The organism is Bradyrhizobium oligotrophicum (assembly GCF_051168495.1).
Classification (GTDB): Bacteria; Pseudomonadota; Alphaproteobacteria; order Rhizobiales; family Xanthobacteraceae; genus Bradyrhizobium; species Bradyrhizobium oligotrophicum_A.
The window spans coordinates 17,747-36,311 of record NZ_JBNPVB010000024.1 but is presented as its reverse complement, the minus strand read 5'-3'; the positions used below and the strand labels follow the sequence as shown (position 1 = coordinate 36,311).

The following is an 18,565-nucleotide window of genomic DNA, read 5'->3' as shown; positions in this document are numbered from 1 at the left end:
TAGCAAAGCAATCCAGGGCTGCGCACATGATTCTGGATTGCTTCGCTGCGCTCGCAATGACGCCTATTCCGCGGCCACGATCGTGCCCTCGACCTCACCGAAGCCGACGCGATAGCCGCTGCCCTGGCACCAGCCGCGCATCACGAGTGAATCGCCGTCTTCCAGGAAGGTGCGCTTCACGTCGCCGGGGAGCTCGAGCGGCTCGGTGCCGTTCCAGCTGATCTCCAGCAGGCTGCCGCGCTGATCCTTGCCCGGACCGGAGATGGTGCCCGAGCCCAGGAGATCACCGACGCTCATCGCGCAGCCGCTCGAGGCATGATGCATCAACTGCTGCACGCTCGACCAGTACATGTATTTGAAGTTCGTCTGCGAGATACGCAGCGATGCGTTGCTGCCGGCGGCGCGCAAGGATACGTCGAGCGCGAGATCGTAGTTCTGTGCATGCACCTGTTGCAGATAGGGCAGCGGTGCCGGGTCCTGCACCGGCCCCGGCACGCGGAACGGCTCCAACGCCTCCCGCGTCACCACCCAGGGGCTGAGCGAGGTCGCGAACGCCTTGGATTGGAACGGGCCGAGCGGCACATATTCCCATTGCTGAATGTCGCGCGCGCTCCAGTCGTTGAGCAGCACGAAGCCGAAGATCATCGCTTCCGCCTGCGCTTCGCTCAGCATCGCGCCGAGCGGCGACGACTGGCCGATGACGACGCCCATTTCCAGCTCGAAATCGAGCCGCTTGCACGGACCGAAGCTCGGCCCCTCGGCGCTCGGCGGCTTCAATTGCCCACGCGGCCGGCGCACCTTCGTGCCCGACACCACGACGGTCGAGGCACGGCCGTTGTAGCCGATCGGCATGTGCAGCCAGTTCGGCTGCAGCGCGTTGTCCTTGCCGCGGAACATGACGCCGACATTGGTGGCGTGCTCCTTCGACGAATAGAAATCGGTGTAGCCCGCGACATGGAATGGCAGAAGCAGCGTCACGTCCTGGCGCGGCAGCAGCGCGCGGCTGCGCAGCGGCTTGTCGTCGCGCAGCCGCGGATCGTCATCGCGCAGCAGCGCGCTGATCGCAGCGCGGGTCTTGGACCACACGGCGGGACCGAGCGCCATGAAGGCGTTGAGCGAGGGCTGTGCGAACACCTCGTAGGCGGGCGACAGGTCGAGCAGGCCTTCGTCCTCCAGCACGGCGAGATCGAGCACGAAGTCACCGATGGCGACACCGACGCGCGGCTTCGGGGAGTCGGCGGCGGAGAACACGCCGTAGGGCAGGTTCTGAATCGGGAAGTCGGACGACGGATCGACCGGGATGAAGGAGCGGAGTGAGGGGTCGTTGGGGTGCATGACGGATGCGAGCCTGTTCGAGATTCACGCTCCGCGGGAGGGACAGAGCGACCTGCATAGGGTGATGAGGGGCCGTTGCAACGAACGAGCCTGGCAATGAGTTACTCCGTCATGCCCGGGCTCGTCCCGGGCATCCACGCGGTTCTCAGCGCGCTGAACGACGTGGATGGCCGGGACAAGCCCGGCCATGACGACGTGGAGGAAGCTGCGCGCACCACTCTGATCGTCATATGAAGCCTACGGCCGGTTCGGATCGAAGCGCTTCTCCAGTCCGTTCCAGCAATCCGCGTAGTCCGGCTGCAACGTGCCGGACTCCGCGGCGTGCTTCGTGATCCGCTGCGGGAAGCGCGTCTCGAACATGAAGGCCATGGTGCCGGTGAGCTTCACCGGTTTCAGCTCGCCATTGCTGGCGTGATCGAACGCCTCGCGATCCGGACCGTGCGGCAGCATGCAATTGTGCAAGGACATTCCGCCCGGCACAAAGCCCTGCGGCTTGGCGTCATAGACGCCGTAGATCAGGCCCATGAACTCGGACATGATGTTCAGGTGATACCACGGCGGGCGGAAGGTGTTGTCAGCCACCATCCAGCGCTCGGGAAAGATCACGAAGTCGATGTTGGCGGTGCCGGCGGTCTCCGATGGCGAGGTCAGCACGGTGAAGATTGACGGATCGGGATGATCGAAGCCGATGGCGCCGACCGGAGAGAAGGTGCGCAGATCGTATTTGTACGGCGCGTAGTTGCCGTGCCAGGCCACGACGTCGATCGGCGAATGCTTGAGCTCGGTCTTGAACAGCGCCCCGCCCCATTTGACGTAGAGCTCGGTTGGCGTGTCCTTGTCCTCGTAGGAGGCCACCGGCGTCAGGAAGTCGCGGGCATTGGCGAGACAGTTGGCGCCGATCGGGCCACGCTCCGGCAGGGTGAAGGCGCCGCCATAGTTTTCGCAGAGATAGCCGCGCGCCGGCCCCGCCGGAATCTCGACCCGGAACTTCACCCCGCGCGGGATCACGACGATCTCGCCGGGCTCGGCATCGATGCGGCCAAACTCGGTGACGAATTTGAGCATGCCCTGCTGCAGCACGAACATCAGCTCGCCGTCGGCATCATAGAAGTGCTGGTCGACCATCGACTTAGTGATGACATAGACATGCGTCGCCATGCCGGCCTGCGTGGCTGCATCGCCCGCCGTCGTCATGGTCTGCACGCCCTGCAGGAACGTGACCTCGCCTGCCGGAATCAGCGTCGGATCCCAGCGCAGCTGCTGCACCGTGATCTCCTGCTCGTGGCACGGCGCGGTGCGCCACAGTCCCGCATCGGCCTTCGTGAAGCGGCCGGAATGCTTGACCGAGGGCCGGATGCGATACAGCCAGGAGCGCTCGTTGGAGCCGCGCGGCGCGGTGAACGGCGAGCCGGAGAGCTGCTCGGCATAGAGGCCGTAGGCGCAGCGTTGCGGCGAGTTGCGCCCGATCGGCAGCGCCCCTGGCAGCGCCTCGGTCTCGAATGAATTGCCGAAGCCCGACATGTAGCCCGGCGTGACCTGCCCGGTCGCGCGGCTGAGCTGGTCAGGCGATGTGTTGATGTTCATCATCCTTCTCCTTGCAGGCGGGCCCACATCTCGCGGTCGCGCTCGGCGGTCCAGATCACGGGATCGTCGATGCCGCTGGCTTCGTCATAGGCGCGCGACACGTTGAACGGCAGGCAGTGCTCGTAGATCGCGAAGCTCGAGAATTTCGGATCCATCACCTCGCGCGTCGCCGCCATCGATTCCTTGAGGCTGCGGCCCTTGGCGACCGAGACCTCGGCAGCGCCGTAGAGCGAGGTGACGAAATCGCGCGTCATCGCGATCGCCTCGCGCACAGTGGCCTCGCCCTTCAGCGCATCGCCGCGGCCGGGCGCGATCGCCTTGGGATTGAAGTCGCGGATTTCGTTCAAGGTCGACGGCCATTCGCGCAAATAGGCATCGCCGCAATAGCAGGCCGAGTGATATTCGATGAGGTCGCCGGAGAACATCACTTCGGCATCCGGCACCCAGGCGACGATGTCGCCCGAGGTGTGGCCGGCGCCGAGCTGGATCAGTTGCACCTCGCGCTTGCCAAGATGGATCGTCATCTCGCCTTCGAACGTCAGCGTCGGCCAGGTCAGGCCGGGAATGCTCTCGGCATCCTGGAACAGCCGCGGGAAGCGGCCATACTCCGAGTCCCAATCCTGCTGGCCGCGCTCGACGATCAGTCGGTGCGTTTCCTGCGAGGCGACGACCCCCTGCGCATGATAGGCCGAGGCGCCGAGCACGCGCACCGCGTGATAGTGCGACAGCACGACATATTTGATCGGCTTGTCGGTGACCGTCTTGACCCGCTCGATCACCTTGTTGGCCATCGCCGGCGTCGCCTGCGCGTCGAACACGATGCAGCCGTCGTCGCCGACGATCACGGCCGAGTTCGGATCGCCCTCCGCCGTGAACGCATAGAGATCCGGACCGATCTCGGAGAAGGTGACCTTCTTTTCGGCCATGTCCGTGGTGGATGCGAAACCCTTCGCCATCAATTCATTCCCTGTACCTGCAGCGCCCTATTGCTGCTGTTGTTGCTGTTGACTGGACTCGATCATGCGCCGCTTCGCGAGCGTGATCGCCTCGCGCAACACGCCGATGTCGCCAATGTGATTGGCGAGGATGAGGACCAACGCCGCATCGAGATCGGCGCTGTCCTTCTCGGAAAGTCCACGATGCGCCTCGACGATGGCGCGGAACGCGTCATCGGGCCTGGCGAAATTCGAAGTGGTAGAGAGCGGCATCGTGCGGCTCCTCAGTTCAGGCCGGACGCGCGCGCCACGGCCGCCGCGATGTCGACGCGTGTCGGATGGCGAAAGCGCGCCGCGACATAGCCGTCCGGACGTAACAAATAGGAGGTGCCTGGCTCGGCGCCGTAGCGCTTGCCAGCAAAGCCTTCCGCATCCGCAAGACCGTCGCCGCCGATCCGGATGACGCCGACATCGTCGGGCGCGTCGACATCCTCGCCATTGGTGAACGACAGCAGCGTGAAGCGCCGGCCCTCGGCGTTGAACGCGTCCGTCAAATGAAGCTGCCGTCCGTCGACCGCCTTGAGCGGCGCATCGAGCATCGACGTGCCCGGACACGGCCCGCTGGGCCAAGCCTCGGCATCGGCGGTCGACAACGGCGTCTCGTACACCGACGGCACCGAGAGACGGCCGCCATTGACCATGCGCTTGCCGAACTCGGTTTCCTTGGCTAGCGACAGCACCGCCTTGCGCAGCCGCGCCTCCTGCGCGCTGATCGGCGCCATGAAATCGGTCGACCGCGTCGATTCGCGGATGTTCTCGTCGGCCGCGGCGCTGCGCTCGACGTGATAGGTCTCGAGCAGGTCGGACGGCGACGTCCCGCGCAGCACGCGATCGAGCTTCCAGGACAGGTTCTCCGCATCCTCCAACCCGGAATTGGCGCCGCGCGCACCGAACGGCGACACCTGATGCGCGGAGTCGCCGGCGAAGATCACGCGGCCATGGATGAAGCGCTCCATGCGCCGGCACTGGAATTTGTAGAGCGAGATCCATTCGAATTCGAACTTGTCATGGCCGAGCATGCGCGCGATGCGCGGGCGCACGTTCTCCGGCTGCTTCTCGACCTGCGGATCGCAATCCGGCGTCAGCTGCAGGTCGATGCGCCAGACGTCGTCAGGCTGGCGATGCAGCAGCGCCGAGCGGCCCGCATGGAACGGCGGGTCGAACCAGAACCAGCGCTCGGTCGGAAACTCCGCCGTCATCTTGACGTCGGCGATCAGGAACTGATCCTCGAACACTTTCCCCGAGAAGCCCGCGCCGACCATCTGGCGCAGCGACGAGCGGGCGCCGTCACAGGCGATGACATATTGCGCCGACAGGCGATAGGGACCGTCCGGCGTCTCGATGGTCAGCACGGCGCGATCGTTGCGGCTTTCCAGCGCCGTCACCTTGTTGCGCCAGCGCAGCGAGATCGAAGGCAGTTGGGTGACGCGATCGACCAGATAGGCCTCGGCATAGAACTGCTGCAAATTGATGAAGGCCGGCCGCTTGTGGCCGGGCTCCGGCAGCAGGTTGAACTGATAGAGTTCCGATGGTCCGTGGAAGATGCGGCCGACATTCCACACCACGCCCTTGTCGACCATGCGGTCGCCGACGCCGAGCCGGTCCCAATATTCCAGCGAGCGCTTGGAGAAACAGATCGCGCGCGAGCCCTCGCCGATGCGGTCGGCATCATCCAGCACCACCACCGCGTGGCCGCGCTGCGCCAGATCGATCGCAAACGATAGTCCGACGGGGCCCGCCCCCACCACCACGACCGGGTGCTCGGCCGGCGTGGCCTGATCCTGATCGCCATGGCGATGATAGCCGAACTGCACCTTTGCCCCGCTCGTGCTCTGACCTGGATTGGCCTGCGCCATGGCTCGTCTGCCCTGCTCGCGTGATCGCGGTTGGATGGCCGAACGTTGTCGACCGAAGCTGTTGGCATTTCCCCGGAGGAGACCCAACCGGCCACTTGCCAGATAGTCTCACCTGCAACTATTCTACACCGGACGGCCTCGGCCGCGTCAACTCAAAAATCGGAGCGCGATCGTGGCCACCTCACCGGCGAGCGAATCCAGGCGGCAGGGCAAGCCCGCCGAAGACAGGCGCGATGCGGCAGCGCAGCACGACACCGAGCGCCTGGACCTGTTCAAGTTCGCACCGTTCCGGCTCAATCGCCTGGCCGCCGAGGTGAGCGCCGCGCTGGCCAGCGAGTATCGCGAGCGCTACGGGCTCGACATTCCGGAATGGCGCTTGCTGGCGACGCTCGGTTTCCGCCGCGACGCCTGCAGCGCGCAATATGTCGCGGCCTGCACCCGCACCCACAAATCGACCATCAGCCGCGCCGTGACGTCATTGCTGGAGCGCAAGCTGATCGAACGCGTCGAGAACGCCGACGACCGCCGCGAATTCCGCCTGCGGCTGACGCGCAAGGGCAAGACGCTGTATGAGGAGCTGATCCCGCGGCTGCAGCAGCGCGAGCGCGCAATCATGGCCTGCCTGTCCGCCGACGAGCGCAGGACCTTCGACCGCCTGATCGGCAAGATCGAGGCGAGCCTCGACCTGATCCAGACCAGCGAAGAAGCCGACGCCAAGCAGGCGTATTAGTTGAGAAAGTGTAGGGTGGGCAACGGCGCCAGGCACGCTCTCCGTGATCGATGGCGGTCTCGCGCGCCGTGCCCACCGTTCTTCGTCAAACGACGGCGGTGGGCACGGCGCGCGACGCTGCCGTCAACAAGGAGCACAGCGCCAAGCGCCTTTGCCCACCCGACTGATCAGGTCGCAGACGAACGCCGCCGCTCCTCCGTGACTTCAACCACATCGGCGCTCTCCTCGCGCCAGCGCAGGATTTCCATCGCCAGCACCGGATGATTGAAGCCCTTCAGATGCAGGTCGTCGATCGGCCTCGCATCGACCGACGGTTCGACCACGCCGAACACGCGGCGTGACACGATCACCTGCCCGGCCTTGGCCTCGTCGCAGAGACGCGAGGCGAGATTGGTGACGCTGCCGATCGCGGCATATTCCAGCCGGTGCTCGAAGCCGACCTGGCCGAGCGTGGCATAGCCGAGCGCAATGCCGACGCCGAAGCCCAGGCTGTGGCCGCGATTTTTCCAGCGCTCGGTCAGCTGGCCGATCTCCTCGCGCATCTCCATCGCCATCTTGACCGCGCGGGCCGTGTGATCCTCGAACGGGATCGGCGCGTTGAACAGGATCATCACGCCGTCGCCGGCATAGCGGTCGAGGGTGCCCTCATACTTGAAGATGTGCTTGCCGAGCGCGGCGTGATATTCGCGCAGCACGTTCATGGCCTCTTCCGGCTCGGTCGTCTCCGTGAACGAGGTAAAGCCGCGCAGGTCGCAGAACACGACGGTCACCTCGCGGCGGTGGCTCTCCAGCAGTGCATCATGACCGTCCGAGGACGCGATGATCTGCGCGACCTGCGGGGCCAGGAAACGTTCGAGCCGGCGGATGCGCTCGATCTCGGCGAGCTGCTTCTCGACGCGATCCTCGAGCGACTTGTTCCATTCGCGCAGCTGCTCGGTCTGCTCCGTGAGCTTGACGGCCTGCTGCTGCACCGTGGCATGGGTCAGAGCCAGCTCCCGGCCCTTGTGGTCGACCTCGGTGAACAGCCGCGCATTGCGCATGGCGAGCACGGCCTGATGGGCGAAGGTGCGCATCACTCCGATCAGGTTCGGCGGGAATGCGCCGGCTGATCGCCTGAGCACCACGAGCGCACCCAGCACGCCCTGCTGGTCGACCAGGGGCGTGAACAGCACCGCGTGAAATCCGGCCGCGATCGCGACGTCGCGCAGCGGATGATCCGGCGCGGTTGCGAGCTCGGCGATCGCGATCGGCTCGCCGCTGCGCACGGACTCCGACAGCAGGCTCGTCTGTTCGTCGAGTACGTCGTGCGCACCGTTTCGGTCGACGCCCTTGGCTTCCACCAGCCTGAAGCGGCGTTCGGCGGCGTCATAGGAGTAGATCAGAACGGCGTCGGCCTGCGTGATCTCCAGGGCGCGCGCCGCGACCGTCGGCAGCACGGCGTCGAGATCGAGCGAGGAGGCCACCGCGCGGCCGACCTCCTCCAGCACCTTCAGCTCGTTGATCGACTGCGCGAGATCGCGGGTGCGCTCCTCGACCTTGGCCTCGAGCACGGCATAGGACTGCGCGAGCTGGCCGGCCATGCTGTTGAACTGGTCGGCAAGCTCCTCCAGCTCGTCATGCGTCTTCACTTCGATGCGCTGGGCGAAATCTCCGGCGCCGAGCTTGCGCGCGCCGGCGCGCAACGCCGTGATCGGGACCAGCATGCGGCGCGCCAGCAGCGACCCCGCGAGGATCGCAACGGCGAGGCCGAGCGCGATCAGCAGCGCGCCGCGCAAGAGCTGGTCGCGGATCGGCGCCAGCGCGTGCGCGGTGGACTGCTCGAAGAACACCGCCCAGCCGAGCTTGGGCAAGGTCGCGACCGCCGAGAGCACGGCGTGCCCCTCGCTGTCGGTGCCGGAGGCCAGCGGCTGCCCGTCGGGCGTGAGCACCGCCGCGACCTGCGGCAGCTTGGCGAGCTCCTGACCGACGGCCGGCCCCTTCGCCGAACTCGCCAGCACCTGGCCGCGGGGATCGACGACATAGGCAGTGCCGACCTTGCCGATCTGGGCCTCGGTCATGAAGTCTTCGAGGAAGTCGAGATCGATGTCGGCCACGGTCACGCCGGCGTTGAAGCCGGAATGCGCGACCGAGATCGACATCATCGGCTGCGCGCCCTTGAAGGTCACGGCCGAGAAGTTGCTGCCGTGGGTGACGGTCTCGGTGAAGCGCAGATCGCGCGACAGGTCGTTGCCCGACGAGAACGAGATCGAGGTGCGCGACACCCGGAGCTGCTCGCGGCCCTGGCCGTCGAGCTGATAGAGCTGTCGCACCGCCGGCGCCTGGCTCAGCAACTGCACGTAATCGGCGCGCCGCAGCTCCAGCGTATTGGCGCTCGCCCGCGTCACCCAGCTGATCTGGCGCTGCAGGTCCGAGATCGCCTGATCGATGCGCCGGGCGCTGGCATCGGCCTTCTCGGCCATGGCGGCAGTCAGGCTCGCCTTGGTGGACTGATAGCTGATCCATGTTTCGGTCGCGCCGTTCACGGCTAGCACGAACACCACGAGCCCGACCAGCGACACGACATATTTGGCGAACAAGCCCTGCCGCAACGACCAGCCCTTGTTGTCGACCTCGTTCATCCGAACCCCTTACGCGCATCATCTCCGAGGACAAACCCCGGACGGGCGCGTCCGCTGTCGTCCTGCCACGACAGCGACACCACACAGACGGGACCGCTCGGTGCCGAGATGGTCCTTCGCCATCCTCCGTTTAGCACAGAATGGCAGGCCGGACGGGCAGCACGCGGAGGTCAGTCATGCCTGACCGATCGTGGCGCAGACGGCAGTCAACGTCCTCCACCATGGGGAAGAGGTCACGGCGGATGTCCGTGTTTTCGGTTTTATGTTACCTGTTGAAGATGCGCTTCATGACATCGTTCATGGGCTGACTGTCCTGGACGCCGTCCTGCAAGGGCTGGTCCAGCGACCTGCCGGCGGCGCCCTGCCCGGGATCGGCCGAAGGTGCCGCCTCATTGGCTGGCGGGGCCTGAAGCAGCGAAGCCGCACCTTCGGTGGGATTGAGCGTCCGGCCGCGGCTTCTCGGCTGTGGCTGCGGTTGCGCCTGTGTACCCTGCTGCAGCCCCTGCTGGATGAGATTGCCGATGGCCGCGCCGAGCTGGCCGCCCAGCAGATCGGACTGGCCCGCCGCGGGCGCCTGCGCGCTCGGCGCGGCGACCGAAGGCACGCCGCTCGCACCGGCGGCGCCGTTGGGCCCGGCGTTTCCGATCAAGCCGCCGATGCCGTTGATCAGGTTGTTGAGCCCAGCGCCGTCCTTGCCGAACAGGCCCTGCCCCATCTGCTTGAGCTTGGCATAGGCCGCATCGGGATTGTCGAGAATGCCCGCCATGTCGGGATAGAACCGCGGCTGGCTCCAGGGGCCGTCGATCATGACGGGAATGCCGAGACCGATCGGATCGGAGACGCGGCCCTGCCCTTCGGTGGTCATCACGAGCTTCGGCTCGACCCGCATCGCCAATGCGCGGTTGCCGAGATCGATCGTGCCCGCGCCGGTAACCTTCACCAGCGGTCCGACCAGATTGAAGTCGCTCGTCACTGCCTGGCCGCGCTCGACCTGAAACGAGGCCGAGAGCTGGGTGAGATCGGTCGTCAACTCCTTCGAGTCCTGCCATCCGGCGAGCGGATTGGTCGTCAGCGAGCGGATCATCTGCGCGACGTTGATGCCGCGGATGGTGCCATCCTGGAGCAGCAGGAACGCCGAGCCGCTGAGATTGCTCATGATCGCCTGCTGGCTGGCGCCGCCCGAGCGCAACGCCAGCTTGCCCTGCAGACGCGCATCGAGCTTGTCGAAATCAGCGAGGTTTTGCAGCAGCGGCAGCGCCCGGACGCCGACGAGATCGCAGTGCATCGCGTAGGCCGGATTGCCGGTAGAGGCGTCGATCACGACCTCGCCACTGGCCTGGCCGCCATAGGCACTGAGATTGGCGATGGTCGCCTTCAGCAGACCGCCCGCCAGCGATGCCTCGACGTCCAGCGGCCCCAGGCGCGCGCCGGAGAAACCGACGTCCGTTGCCGACAGCTTCACCCGTGCATCGACGTAGTTGAGACCACGCAGATCGATCGCTGCCGTGCTCCACCCCGGAGAGGCGGCCGAACCTTGCGACGCCGAACTGCCGAGATCGAGGCGGCGAACATCGAGATCGACCTTCACCAGCGGCTTGCTGGCGAAATCGATCGAAGCCCAGCCGTTGAAATCGCCATCGCCAAGCGTGCCGCTGAGGCCATTGATCATCATGACCGGCCCATTCAGCCGGATGTCGGCGCGCCCGGTCAGAACGCCGCGAAACACGCTGGCCATGCCGATCTTGAAGTCGACCGGCAGGGTCTGCCGATCGATCGGCAGCGCGGGCGCGGCCGCCGCGAGGTCGAACGTCATTGGGCGGTCACCGGCCCGGGCCGAACCCGCGATCTTGATCTTGTCACCATCGATCGAGGCCGTCGCAGCGATGCCGTCGAGACGATTTTCGACACGGTCACGCGGATTGGAAAGGATGACGGCGCCGTCGCTGACGGTGACGCGTTCGATCCTGACCGAGGGTGCGGCTTCGGGCTTTGCGGCGCGGTTGCGCGGCGCATTGTCCCGCAGCCGTTCGCGCAGCAGCGGAAGATAGAGCGTCGGCTTGTCGATGACGATCTCGCCGATGTCCGGCCGGCCCGACCACAGGCTCAACAGCGCGACGTCGGCCTGCAGCCTGGCGATCGTCAGTCGATTGTTGCCGTCCCGATCCTTCGGATCCTGCAGCGTGATATCTGTCAGCGTCGCATGCAGGGACGGCCACAGGCTGACGCTCGCCGAACCGGCCATACTCAAGCGATAGCCGGTGTCGCGTTCGACCCGGTCCTGGATGGCCACGGTCAGGAAGCTCGCCGGAAGACCGAAGGCAAGCGCAAGGGCGAGCACGACGATGACGGCGCCAACCAGACCGCCTGCGATCTTCAATGCTTTCATGTCGATGTCCCAATCGCGACGCGCAAGCGGTCTCCACGGGTTAGCATGCGGCAACGCTGCCCCGGTTCAATCCAATTTTTTCCGGAACGTAAGCCGCCCCGAGAGCGACCAAAATAGGCGTAAGCCCGTGCGTCGTTATGTGACTTATGACACACTTCTGCCCGGGCGGCTTCTGTAACTAGGGCTTCGAAACCATTGCCGAAGGTATAGTGATGAGCAAGCAGGCCGAATTTGCGGTCATCCTGAAGATGAACCCGATGTTCGCCGATCTCGGCACGGACGAACTGCAGCGCATCTCCGGCCTGTGCCACACCCAGCATCTCGCTTCGGGCGAGGTACTGTTCCAGAAGGGCGATCCCGGCAATGCGCTGTTCGGGGTGCGGCGCGGCCAGATCCGCATCGAGACCGGCGCCACCGATGGCAGCCGGCTCACGCTCAACTTCATGGGTCCCGGCGATCTGTTCGGCGAGGTCGCGGTGCTCGATGGCCAGGAGCGCACCGCCGACGCCACGGCCGGCGAGGTCACCGAGTTGTTCGTGCTCCGGCGCGAGGATTTCCTGAGCTTCCTCGAGCGCGAACCCAAGGTCGCGATCAAGATCATTCAGCTCTTGTGCCAGCGCATCCGCTGGCAGAGCGAGCGCATGGAAGAGTCGGTGTTGCAGCCGCTGCCGGTCCGGCTCGCGCGACGGCTGTGCGCGCTCGCCGAGGATTTCGGGTCCGAGGTGCACATCTCGCAGGAACAGCTCGGCGTCTTCGTCGGCGCCGCGCGTGAGAGCGTCAACCGTCAGCTCCAGGCGTGGCGCAAGGACAAGATCCTGGACCTGCAGCGCGGCCGCATCCTGCTGCATGACCTGACAAGACTGAACACGATCGCGCGCAACGAATAGCTGAGGGACTGTGGAGCCTGCTACGCCGCACGCCGAAAGCGGCAGCCTGAAATCGCAGGCCGCGGTCGCTGGCCCTGGTATCGCCGATTGAACTTGATCGCCGCGAATTTGTCGATTGCGGGTCCGGCGCATGGCGGCAACCGCCGGCCGTGCATCCATTTGTATCGACATCGGCCAAACATGATCGCAATTGGGCCATCGCACCTCACAATTTGCGACATGAACTGTTTTTAACAGTTCTAAAAGAGCCACCCCGGGCAAATCCGTCGCCTCGGCAAATGTCCATGTCCCCCGTTGCCTGCGCGCTGACGCGTGCGTGATGGGACGTGCCTTGCCAGAACAACGTCGTTGGAAGTGACATCATGAGTCTTGCGTTGCCTGCGATCGCGTTTCCGACCCACGGTTCGGCCGCTCGCTGGCGCAGAGTTGTTGCGATCTGGATCGACGCCGCCGAAGACGGCTGGGCCGTGCCGGTGCTGATCGCAGGTTTCATTGCGGTCTGGATGGCGTATTTCTCGGTCGCCTATCTGGCGGGCGATCTCCACCAGGACGTGATCGAGACCTGGTCGCTCGGCCGCAGCTTCGACTGGGGCTCCACCAAGCACCCGCCGTTGATGGGCTGGGCCGCGCGGGCCTGGACCACCGTCTTCCCGCTGACGAACTGGTCGTTCAATCTGCTCGCCCTGACCAACGCGGCGGTCGGATTGTGGGCCGTCGACCTGATCACCCGGCGTTTCGCCCGCGGCGACAAACGCATCGTCGTGCTGCTCCTGCTGATGCTGCTGCCGATCTATCAGCTGCACGCACAACGCTTCAACGCCAATGCGGTGCTGCTGTCGAGCTGGCCACTGGCGACCTGGTGCTTCCTGCGCTCGTTCCAGACGCGCACCATGGGCTGGGCCATCGCGGCCGGCCTGACCGCCGCGCTCGCCATGCTCGGCAAATATTACTCGATCTTCCTGATCGCAAGCTTCGCGATCGCCGCACTGTGTCACCGCGAGCGGCATGCCTATTTCACCTCCCGCGCTCCCTGGATCGCCGCGCTCGCCGGCCTCGCTGCGCTCGCACCTCATCTGGTCTGGCTCGCATCGACCGGCGCCCAGCCGTTCGCGCATGCGATCCACCATCACGTCGGCAAGACCGCTGCGGCCGCCCTGGTCGAGGGCGGCGGGTTTTTGCTCGCAATGGCGGGCATCGTCGGCATCCCTGGCCTGATATGGCTCGCCATGACGCGTCCCCGTCCGGGCCGCGTGCTGAACGACGCGCTCAGTCTCGACTCCGGCCTCCGGCTGCTGGCGATGATCAGCCTCGGCACCGTGATCTTCCCCGCCCTGGTCTCCGCAACCGTCGGCACCGACATGCCGCCGCTGTGGGGCCTGCAGGCCGTATTCCTGTTCGTCGTCGTCATCGTGTGCGGCGCGAGCTACCAGCCCCCGCGCGAGTTGACGATCAACCTCGCCGCGACCGCGATCGCCATCGCGGCATTCGCCGCTATCATCGTTGCGCCGTTGCATGCGCTGTATCGGAACTACGTTCCACTCAACGAGGGCCGCAACTTCTATGCGCCGGCGGTGGCCGAGCTCGATCGCCTGTGGCAGACTGAGTCGAACACGCCTCTTCCGGCGGTGGGCGGCGATGACGGGCTGGCCTTTGCCGCCGCATTCTACAGCCCCGATCATCCGCACTATCAGATGAGCCTCGTGCATCCGCGTGAGCTGCAGCTCCCGAGCGAGGCGCTGACCGCGCGAGGCTGGGCGGCGCTGTGCTACGACACCGACATCTCCTGCATCACGGGCATGCAGGCCGCAGCGGCCCGAACCGGCCGCTCGGTTCGTGCCGACTTCACGCTGCGGACCAACCTGTTCGGCTGGCAGGGTGCCAGCCAGGGCTTCGTCGCGCTGATCGTGCCGCCGGGGGCCACCGCGCCAGAGGAGACCTCGCCGGGGATGGCCGAGGATCTGAGCGCTCGACGGCGACTGCCGCCGACGGCGAACTGAGCTCACGTCCAGATCATTCCGCAGCCGGCGAGATCACTGACGGCGGCGTCTGCGCATGCCCCGCGCCCGGCGCGTGATCCGATTGCGGCACGTCCGCTGCATCGCCCGACGACACGATCAGCTTGCGGCCGAGCCGCGCGAACAGCGCGCCGAGATCGTCCATCACCAGGAACATCGCCGGCACGAACAGCAGCGACAGCACGGTCGAGAACACCAGGCCGCCGATCACCGCCAGCGCCATCGGCGAGCGGAACTCGCCGCCGGCGCCGACCGCGAGCGCGCTCGGCATCATGCCTGCGACCATCGCGATCGTGGTCATCACGATCGGACGCGCCCGCTTCATGCCGGCATCGATGATCGCCTCGTCGCGCTTGATACCGGCATGGATCGCCTCGACCGCGAACTCCACCAGCATGATCGCGTTCTTGGTGACGATGCCCATCAGCATCATCATGCCGATATAGACCGGGATCGTCAGCTGCTTGCCGGTCAGCATCAGCGCACCGATCGCACCGCCGATCGAGAGCGGCAGCGAGAACAGAATCGTGATCGGCTGCAGGAAGGTGCCGAACAGCAGCACCAGCACCGCGTAGACGATCATCAGACCCGCCGTGATCGCGCTGATGAAGCCCGAGGCCAGTTCGTTGAGGCTTTCGGCATCATCGGACGGGATTAGCTTGACACTGCTCGGCATGTTCTTCCTGACCGGCAACTCGTCGATCTGCCTGGTGGCGTCGCCCAGCGCAGCGAATCCGACGAGATCGGCCGCGATCGTGGCCTGGCGCCCGCGGTCGTAACGGCTGATGCTGGTCGGCCCCTGGTCAAGCTTGATGTCGGCGACCACCGCCAGCGGCACGCCGCCCTTTTCACCATACTGGCCGAGCGGCACCCGCAACTGTTCGAGGACCTTCACGTCGCTGCGCGCCGCGTCTTCCAGCTGGACCCGTATCGGGACCAGCCGGCCACCGACATCGTACTTCGCCAGCGCAGGCCCGACATCGCCGATCGTGGCGACACGGATCGTCTGCGACAGGCTTTCCGTCGACACGCCCAGACGCGCAGCCAGATCGGCGCGCGGTTGCACCCGCAATTCAGGCCGGTCGAGCGAGGTATCCGAGACCACGTTGGTGATGATCGGGATCCGCTTCATCTGGGACGCCAGCTCGCTCGCCACGTTGTCGACCAGCTTGGGATCCGAGCCGGTCAGAACCAGCTTGATCGGACGCAGACCGTTCTCGTCCATGAACCAGAACCGGATATCGGGGATGCCTTCGAGATCCTTGGTGATCGCGAGCTCGAGGTCCTTCTGGGCGATGCTGCGGTCGGCCTTCGGCGTGTAGTTGACGATCATGCCGGCGCGGCGAACCTCCATCGCGCCCTGCAGCCTGCCGCCGTCGACGAAGACGCTGCGCACCTCGGGCCGCTTGCGCAGCCGCGCCACGATGTCTTCGGTGACCTTCTCGGTGTAGGCGAGCTGCGCGCCGGGCGGCAGCTCGATCGCGAGCAGGGATCGCGCGGCGTCCTGAGCCGGCAGGAATCCTTGCGACAGCAGGGTCGTGCTCCAGATCGATGCAACGAAGATCCCGATGCCCAGCAGAACCGTGATGAAATAGTGCTTCACCGACCACGTCACGATGCGCTGATACGCCCGCAGGATGAATCCCGGCGGCGGATCGTCATGATCGTGAGGCTTGAGGAAATAGGCGGCCAGCATCGGCGTGACGAAACGTGCCGCCAGCAGCGAGAAGAACACCTGGACCGAAACGGTGATGCCGAACTGCTTGAAGAACTGGCCGGCGATGCCAGACATGAAGCTGGCCGGCGCGAAGATCGCGATGATGGTGAGGCTGATCGCGATGACGGCGAGCCCAATCTCGTCGGCGGCGTCGAGCGCCGCGCGATAGGGCGACTTGCCCATTCGCATGTGGCGGACGATGTTCTCGATCTCGACGATGGCGTCGTCGACGAGAATGCCGGTCGACAGCGTGATCGCCAGGAAAGAGACCATATTCAGCGAGAAGCCGAGCAGGTCCATCGCCCAGAAGGCCGGGAAGATCGAAAGCGGCAGCGAGATCGCCGCGATCACCGTGGCCCTGAAGTCCCGCAGGAACAGCAGCACGATGATGACGGCGAGGATCGCGCCCTCGAACAGCGTCGAAATCGCGGCTTCGTAGTTGCCCTTGGTGAAATCGACCGAGGTGTCGATCAGCCGCAGATCGACGTCGGGATGAGCGGCCTTGACCTGGTCGATGCGCTTCTGCACGGCGGCGGCGACCACGACGTCGCTGGCGCCCTTGGAGCGCTTGATGCCCAGCGCCACCACGGGCTCGCCGTTGAAGCGCGCGAAGGTGCGGCGATCGGCGATGGTGTCGGTGACGGTGCCGAGATCGGCGAGCCGAACCTCGCCGCCGCCGAACAGCGGGATCATGGTGTTGGACAGCTCGTTCAGCGTCTTCGCGCCAGCGAGCGTGCGGATCGCCTGGTCGTTCTTGCCGATCTCGGCGCGGCCGCCGGCAACGTCGACATTGGTGCCGCGCAGGCTCTGGCTGACATTGACCGCGGTGAGGCCCATCGCCTGTAATCGATCGGGATCGAGCGAGACCAGGATCTCGCGCTCGACACCGCCGATGCGCTCGACCTGGCTGACACCGCGCACGCCCTGCAGCTCGCGCTTGACGACGTCGTCGACGAAGAAGGACAGCTGCTCCGGCGTCTTGCCGGGCGAGATCGCCGCATAGGTCACGATCGGCAGGCCGATCTTGTCGACGCGCGAGATCAACGGCTCGGTGACGTTCTGCGGCAGGTCGGAGCGCACCCGCGTCACGGCGTCCTTGACGTCGTTGATGGCGCGATCGGTGTTGGTCTCGAGCGCGAAGGTGATCGTCGTGACCGACAGGCCGTCAGTGATCAGCGACTGGATGTGGCGCGCCCCCTCCACGCCTGAGACGCCGTCCTCGATGATCTTGGTGACCTGCGATTCCAGCTCCGACGGCGCCGCCCCGAATTGCGCCACCGCGACCGAGATCACCGGAATGTCGGCATTCGGCAGCCGCGTCACCGCGAGCTTGGTGAAGCTCATCCAGCCGAGGATCAGCAGGATGATGGAAAAGAGGATCGACGGCAGCGGATTGCGGATCGACCATGCCGAAATATTCAGTGCCATCAGCGTACCCGCGTGCGATCGATGTCTTCGGCGAACATGGTCTTGATCTGGTCGCCGTCATGCAGCGAGCTGCCGGCGTCGGCGACCACGATTTCACCCTCGGCCAGACCTTCGAGGATTTCGGTCGATGTATCGGACACCAGCCCGACCCGGACCCTGCGGGTCTCGACTACATCGCCCTTTACGACCTGGACCGTGAGATGATCGATCGCCGTATTGGGAACGGCGACGCCGCAGCTGCGTCTTGCATCGATGTTGGCGCGCGCAAACATGCCGGGCTTGAGCGCGGGATTGCTGGTCAGCGCAATGCGGACATGGCCGAGCTGGGTGGTGCGGTCGACCTGGGGCGAGACCACGCGCACCCGGCCGTTGAGGTCGGGCGTGTTGTCGCGGCTGATCCGCGCCGGCGCGCCGGCGGTGAGCTTCAGCAGATGGATGCTCGGCACCTCGGCGTCGAGCTCGAGGTCGTTGTTGACGGCGATGCGGAACATCGGGCCGGCCTGCGGCGAGGCCGGCGCGCCGGCGATGGTGCGCACCTCGGTCACCAGCCCGGCGGCGGGCGCGCGCAGCGACACCGGCCGGCCAGCCGCGGCGGCCGGCGTGCCCGGCTGCGGCGGAGGCGGCGTGAGCCGTGCGAGCTCCTGGTTCTCGGTCACCGTATCGCCTTCCTTCACCAGCACGTCGGTGACCCGCGATCCCTCCTGATCGGCGCCGACCACGGCCTCGCGGCGGGGGACGACGAAACCGGTGACGCGGACGAGATCGGAGAAGCAGGCCTTGCCGGCCTTGGTGACCAGCACCTGGGCCTGCATGCGCGGCTCCTCGGCGGCATTGTGCGGGCGGTGCTCGTACCAATAATAGCCCGCGAACAGGGCCACGAAGACGACCACGCTGGCGACGGTTTTGAGGGATTTTGGCAGCGTCATCGGGGAACGGATCCGGTCGGCGCGAGAGGCGGTTTCACGATGGAGCGGGCGCTCCTGAGGACATCAGACGGCACGTTCCGATGAGACG

The 18,565-nt window shown here is 65.8% G+C and carries 13 protein-coding genes; 4 read left to right on the top strand and 9 right to left on the bottom strand.

Annotation, left to right across the window (positions count from 1 at the left end; translation table 11 throughout):
* Window positions 1-63 precede the first annotated feature (63 nt).
* On the bottom strand, window positions 64-1,335 hold the full coding sequence (gene fahA / locus ACQR1B_RS31550; protein WP_434836790.1) for a fumarylacetoacetase: 1,272 nt from the start codon (window positions 1,333-1,335) through the stop codon (window positions 64-66).
* Window positions 1,336-1,431: 96 nt separating this feature from the next.
* On the opposite strand from fahA, the gene ACQR1B_RS31545 reads away from it, so the two are divergent.
* Window positions 1,432-1,569 (top strand): hypothetical protein, encoded by a 138-nt coding sequence (locus ACQR1B_RS31545; protein ID WP_434836791.1) that lies wholly within the window; start codon window positions 1,432-1,434, stop codon window positions 1,567-1,569.
* 3 nt (window positions 1,570-1,572) lie between these two features.
* On the opposite strand, the gene hmgA is transcribed toward ACQR1B_RS31545, so the two are convergent.
* Genes hmgA through ACQR1B_RS31525 form a run of 4 tightly spaced genes read right to left on the bottom strand, consistent with a single transcriptional unit; the run spans window position 1,573 to window position 5,770 of the window.
* Complete coding sequence (gene hmgA / locus ACQR1B_RS31540) at window positions 1,573-2,919, bottom strand: homogentisate 1,2-dioxygenase (RefSeq protein ID WP_434836792.1); 1,347 nt, start codon at window positions 2,917-2,919, stop codon at window positions 1,573-1,575.
* Window positions 2,919-3,875: an MBL fold metallo-hydrolase gene (locus ACQR1B_RS31535; protein ID WP_434836793.1), complete on the bottom strand. Its 957-nt coding sequence runs from the start codon at window positions 3,873-3,875 to the stop codon at window positions 2,919-2,921. The genes hmgA and ACQR1B_RS31535 overlap by 1 nt, the downstream gene beginning before the upstream one ends.
* Window positions 3,876-3,902: 27 nt before the next feature.
* Window positions 3,903-4,127: a DUF2783 domain-containing protein gene (locus ACQR1B_RS31530; RefSeq protein WP_434836794.1), complete on the bottom strand. Its 225-nt coding sequence runs from the start codon at window positions 4,125-4,127 to the stop codon at window positions 3,903-3,905.
* Window positions 4,128-4,138: 11 nt separating this feature from the next.
* On the bottom strand, window positions 4,139-5,770 hold the full coding sequence (locus tag ACQR1B_RS31525; protein ID WP_434836795.1) for an FAD-dependent oxidoreductase: 1,632 nt from the start codon (window positions 5,768-5,770) through the stop codon (window positions 4,139-4,141).
* A 172-nt stretch (window positions 5,771-5,942) separates the two neighbouring features.
* Between ACQR1B_RS31525 and ACQR1B_RS31520 the strand changes: the two genes are divergently transcribed.
* Window positions 5,943-6,500, top strand: coding sequence for a MarR family winged helix-turn-helix transcriptional regulator (locus tag ACQR1B_RS31520; protein ID WP_434836796.1), 558 nt, complete (start codon window positions 5,943-5,945; stop codon window positions 6,498-6,500).
* Window positions 6,501-6,667: 167 nt separating this feature from the next.
* On the opposite strand, the gene ACQR1B_RS31515 is transcribed toward ACQR1B_RS31520, so the two are convergent.
* Together ACQR1B_RS31515 and ACQR1B_RS31510 are read right to left on the bottom strand one after the other, a co-directional pair.
* Complete coding sequence (locus ACQR1B_RS31515; RefSeq protein ID WP_434836797.1) at window positions 6,668-9,118, bottom strand: adenylate/guanylate cyclase domain-containing protein; 2,451 nt, start codon at window positions 9,116-9,118, stop codon at window positions 6,668-6,670.
* A 265-nt stretch (window positions 9,119-9,383) separates the two neighbouring features.
* A complete protein-coding gene (locus ACQR1B_RS31510) occupies window positions 9,384-11,504 on the bottom strand; it encodes an AsmA family protein (RefSeq protein WP_434836798.1) in 2,121 nt (706 codons plus the stop codon).
* A 212-nt stretch (window positions 11,505-11,716) separates the two neighbouring features.
* On the opposite strand from ACQR1B_RS31510, the gene ACQR1B_RS31505 reads away from it, so the two are divergent.
* Entirely contained in the window at window positions 11,717-12,391 is a 675-nt protein-coding gene (locus ACQR1B_RS31505) for a Crp/Fnr family transcriptional regulator (RefSeq protein ID WP_434836799.1), read from the top strand.
* 362 nt (window positions 12,392-12,753) lie between these two features.
* Window positions 12,754-14,388 (top strand): glycosyltransferase family 39 protein, encoded by a 1,635-nt coding sequence (locus ACQR1B_RS31500; protein ID WP_434836800.1) that lies wholly within the window; start codon window positions 12,754-12,756, stop codon window positions 14,386-14,388.
* A 13-nt stretch (window positions 14,389-14,401) separates the two neighbouring features.
* Here the strand turns inward: ACQR1B_RS31500 and ACQR1B_RS31495 are convergent, their stop codons facing one another.
* Both ACQR1B_RS31495 and ACQR1B_RS31490 read right to left on the bottom strand, forming a co-directional pair.
* On the bottom strand, window positions 14,402-17,551 hold the full coding sequence (locus ACQR1B_RS31495; RefSeq protein ID WP_434836801.1) for an efflux RND transporter permease subunit: 3,150 nt from the start codon (window positions 17,549-17,551) through the stop codon (window positions 14,402-14,404).
* Window positions 17,551-18,477 carry an efflux RND transporter periplasmic adaptor subunit gene (locus ACQR1B_RS31490; RefSeq protein WP_434836802.1) on the bottom strand — a complete coding sequence of 309 codons (927 nt, stop codon included), beginning with the start codon at window positions 18,475-18,477 and terminating at the stop codon, window positions 17,551-17,553. Before ACQR1B_RS31490 ends, ACQR1B_RS31495 begins: the two co-directional genes overlap by 1 nt.
* Between the last annotated feature and the right edge of the window lie 88 nt (window positions 18,478-18,565).

Coding starts and splice junctions, on each gene's coding strand:
- ACQR1B_RS31490 (WP_434836802.1), bottom strand. CDS start 18,477: ATGACGCTGCCAAAATCCCTCAAAACCGTCGCCAGCGTGGTCGTCTTC.
- ACQR1B_RS31530 (WP_434836794.1), bottom strand. CDS start 4,127: ATGCCGCTCTCTACCACTTCGAATTTCGCCAGGCCCGATGACGCGTTC.
- fahA (WP_434836790.1), bottom strand. CDS start 1,335: ATGCACCCCAACGACCCCTCACTCCGCTCCTTCATCCCGGTCGATCCG.
- ACQR1B_RS31515 (WP_434836797.1), bottom strand. CDS start 9,118: ATGAACGAGGTCGACAACAAGGGCTGGTCGTTGCGGCAGGGCTTGTTC.
- hmgA (WP_434836792.1), bottom strand. CDS start 2,919: ATGAACATCAACACATCGCCTGACCAGCTCAGCCGCGCGACCGGGCAG.
- ACQR1B_RS31545 (WP_434836791.1), top strand. CDS start 1,432: ATGAGTTACTCCGTCATGCCCGGGCTCGTCCCGGGCATCCACGCGGTT.
- ACQR1B_RS31500 (WP_434836800.1), top strand. CDS start 12,754: ATGAGTCTTGCGTTGCCTGCGATCGCGTTTCCGACCCACGGTTCGGCC.
- ACQR1B_RS31535 (WP_434836793.1), bottom strand. CDS start 3,875: ATGGCGAAGGGTTTCGCATCCACCACGGACATGGCCGAAAAGAAGGTC.
- ACQR1B_RS31525 (WP_434836795.1), bottom strand. CDS start 5,770: ATGGCGCAGGCCAATCCAGGTCAGAGCACGAGCGGGGCAAAGGTGCAG.
- ACQR1B_RS31505 (WP_434836799.1), top strand. CDS start 11,717: ATGAGCAAGCAGGCCGAATTTGCGGTCATCCTGAAGATGAACCCGATG.
- ACQR1B_RS31495 (WP_434836801.1), bottom strand. CDS start 17,551: ATGGCACTGAATATTTCGGCATGGTCGATCCGCAATCCGCTGCCGTCG.
- ACQR1B_RS31510 (WP_434836798.1), bottom strand. CDS start 11,504: ATGAAAGCATTGAAGATCGCAGGCGGTCTGGTTGGCGCCGTCATCGTC.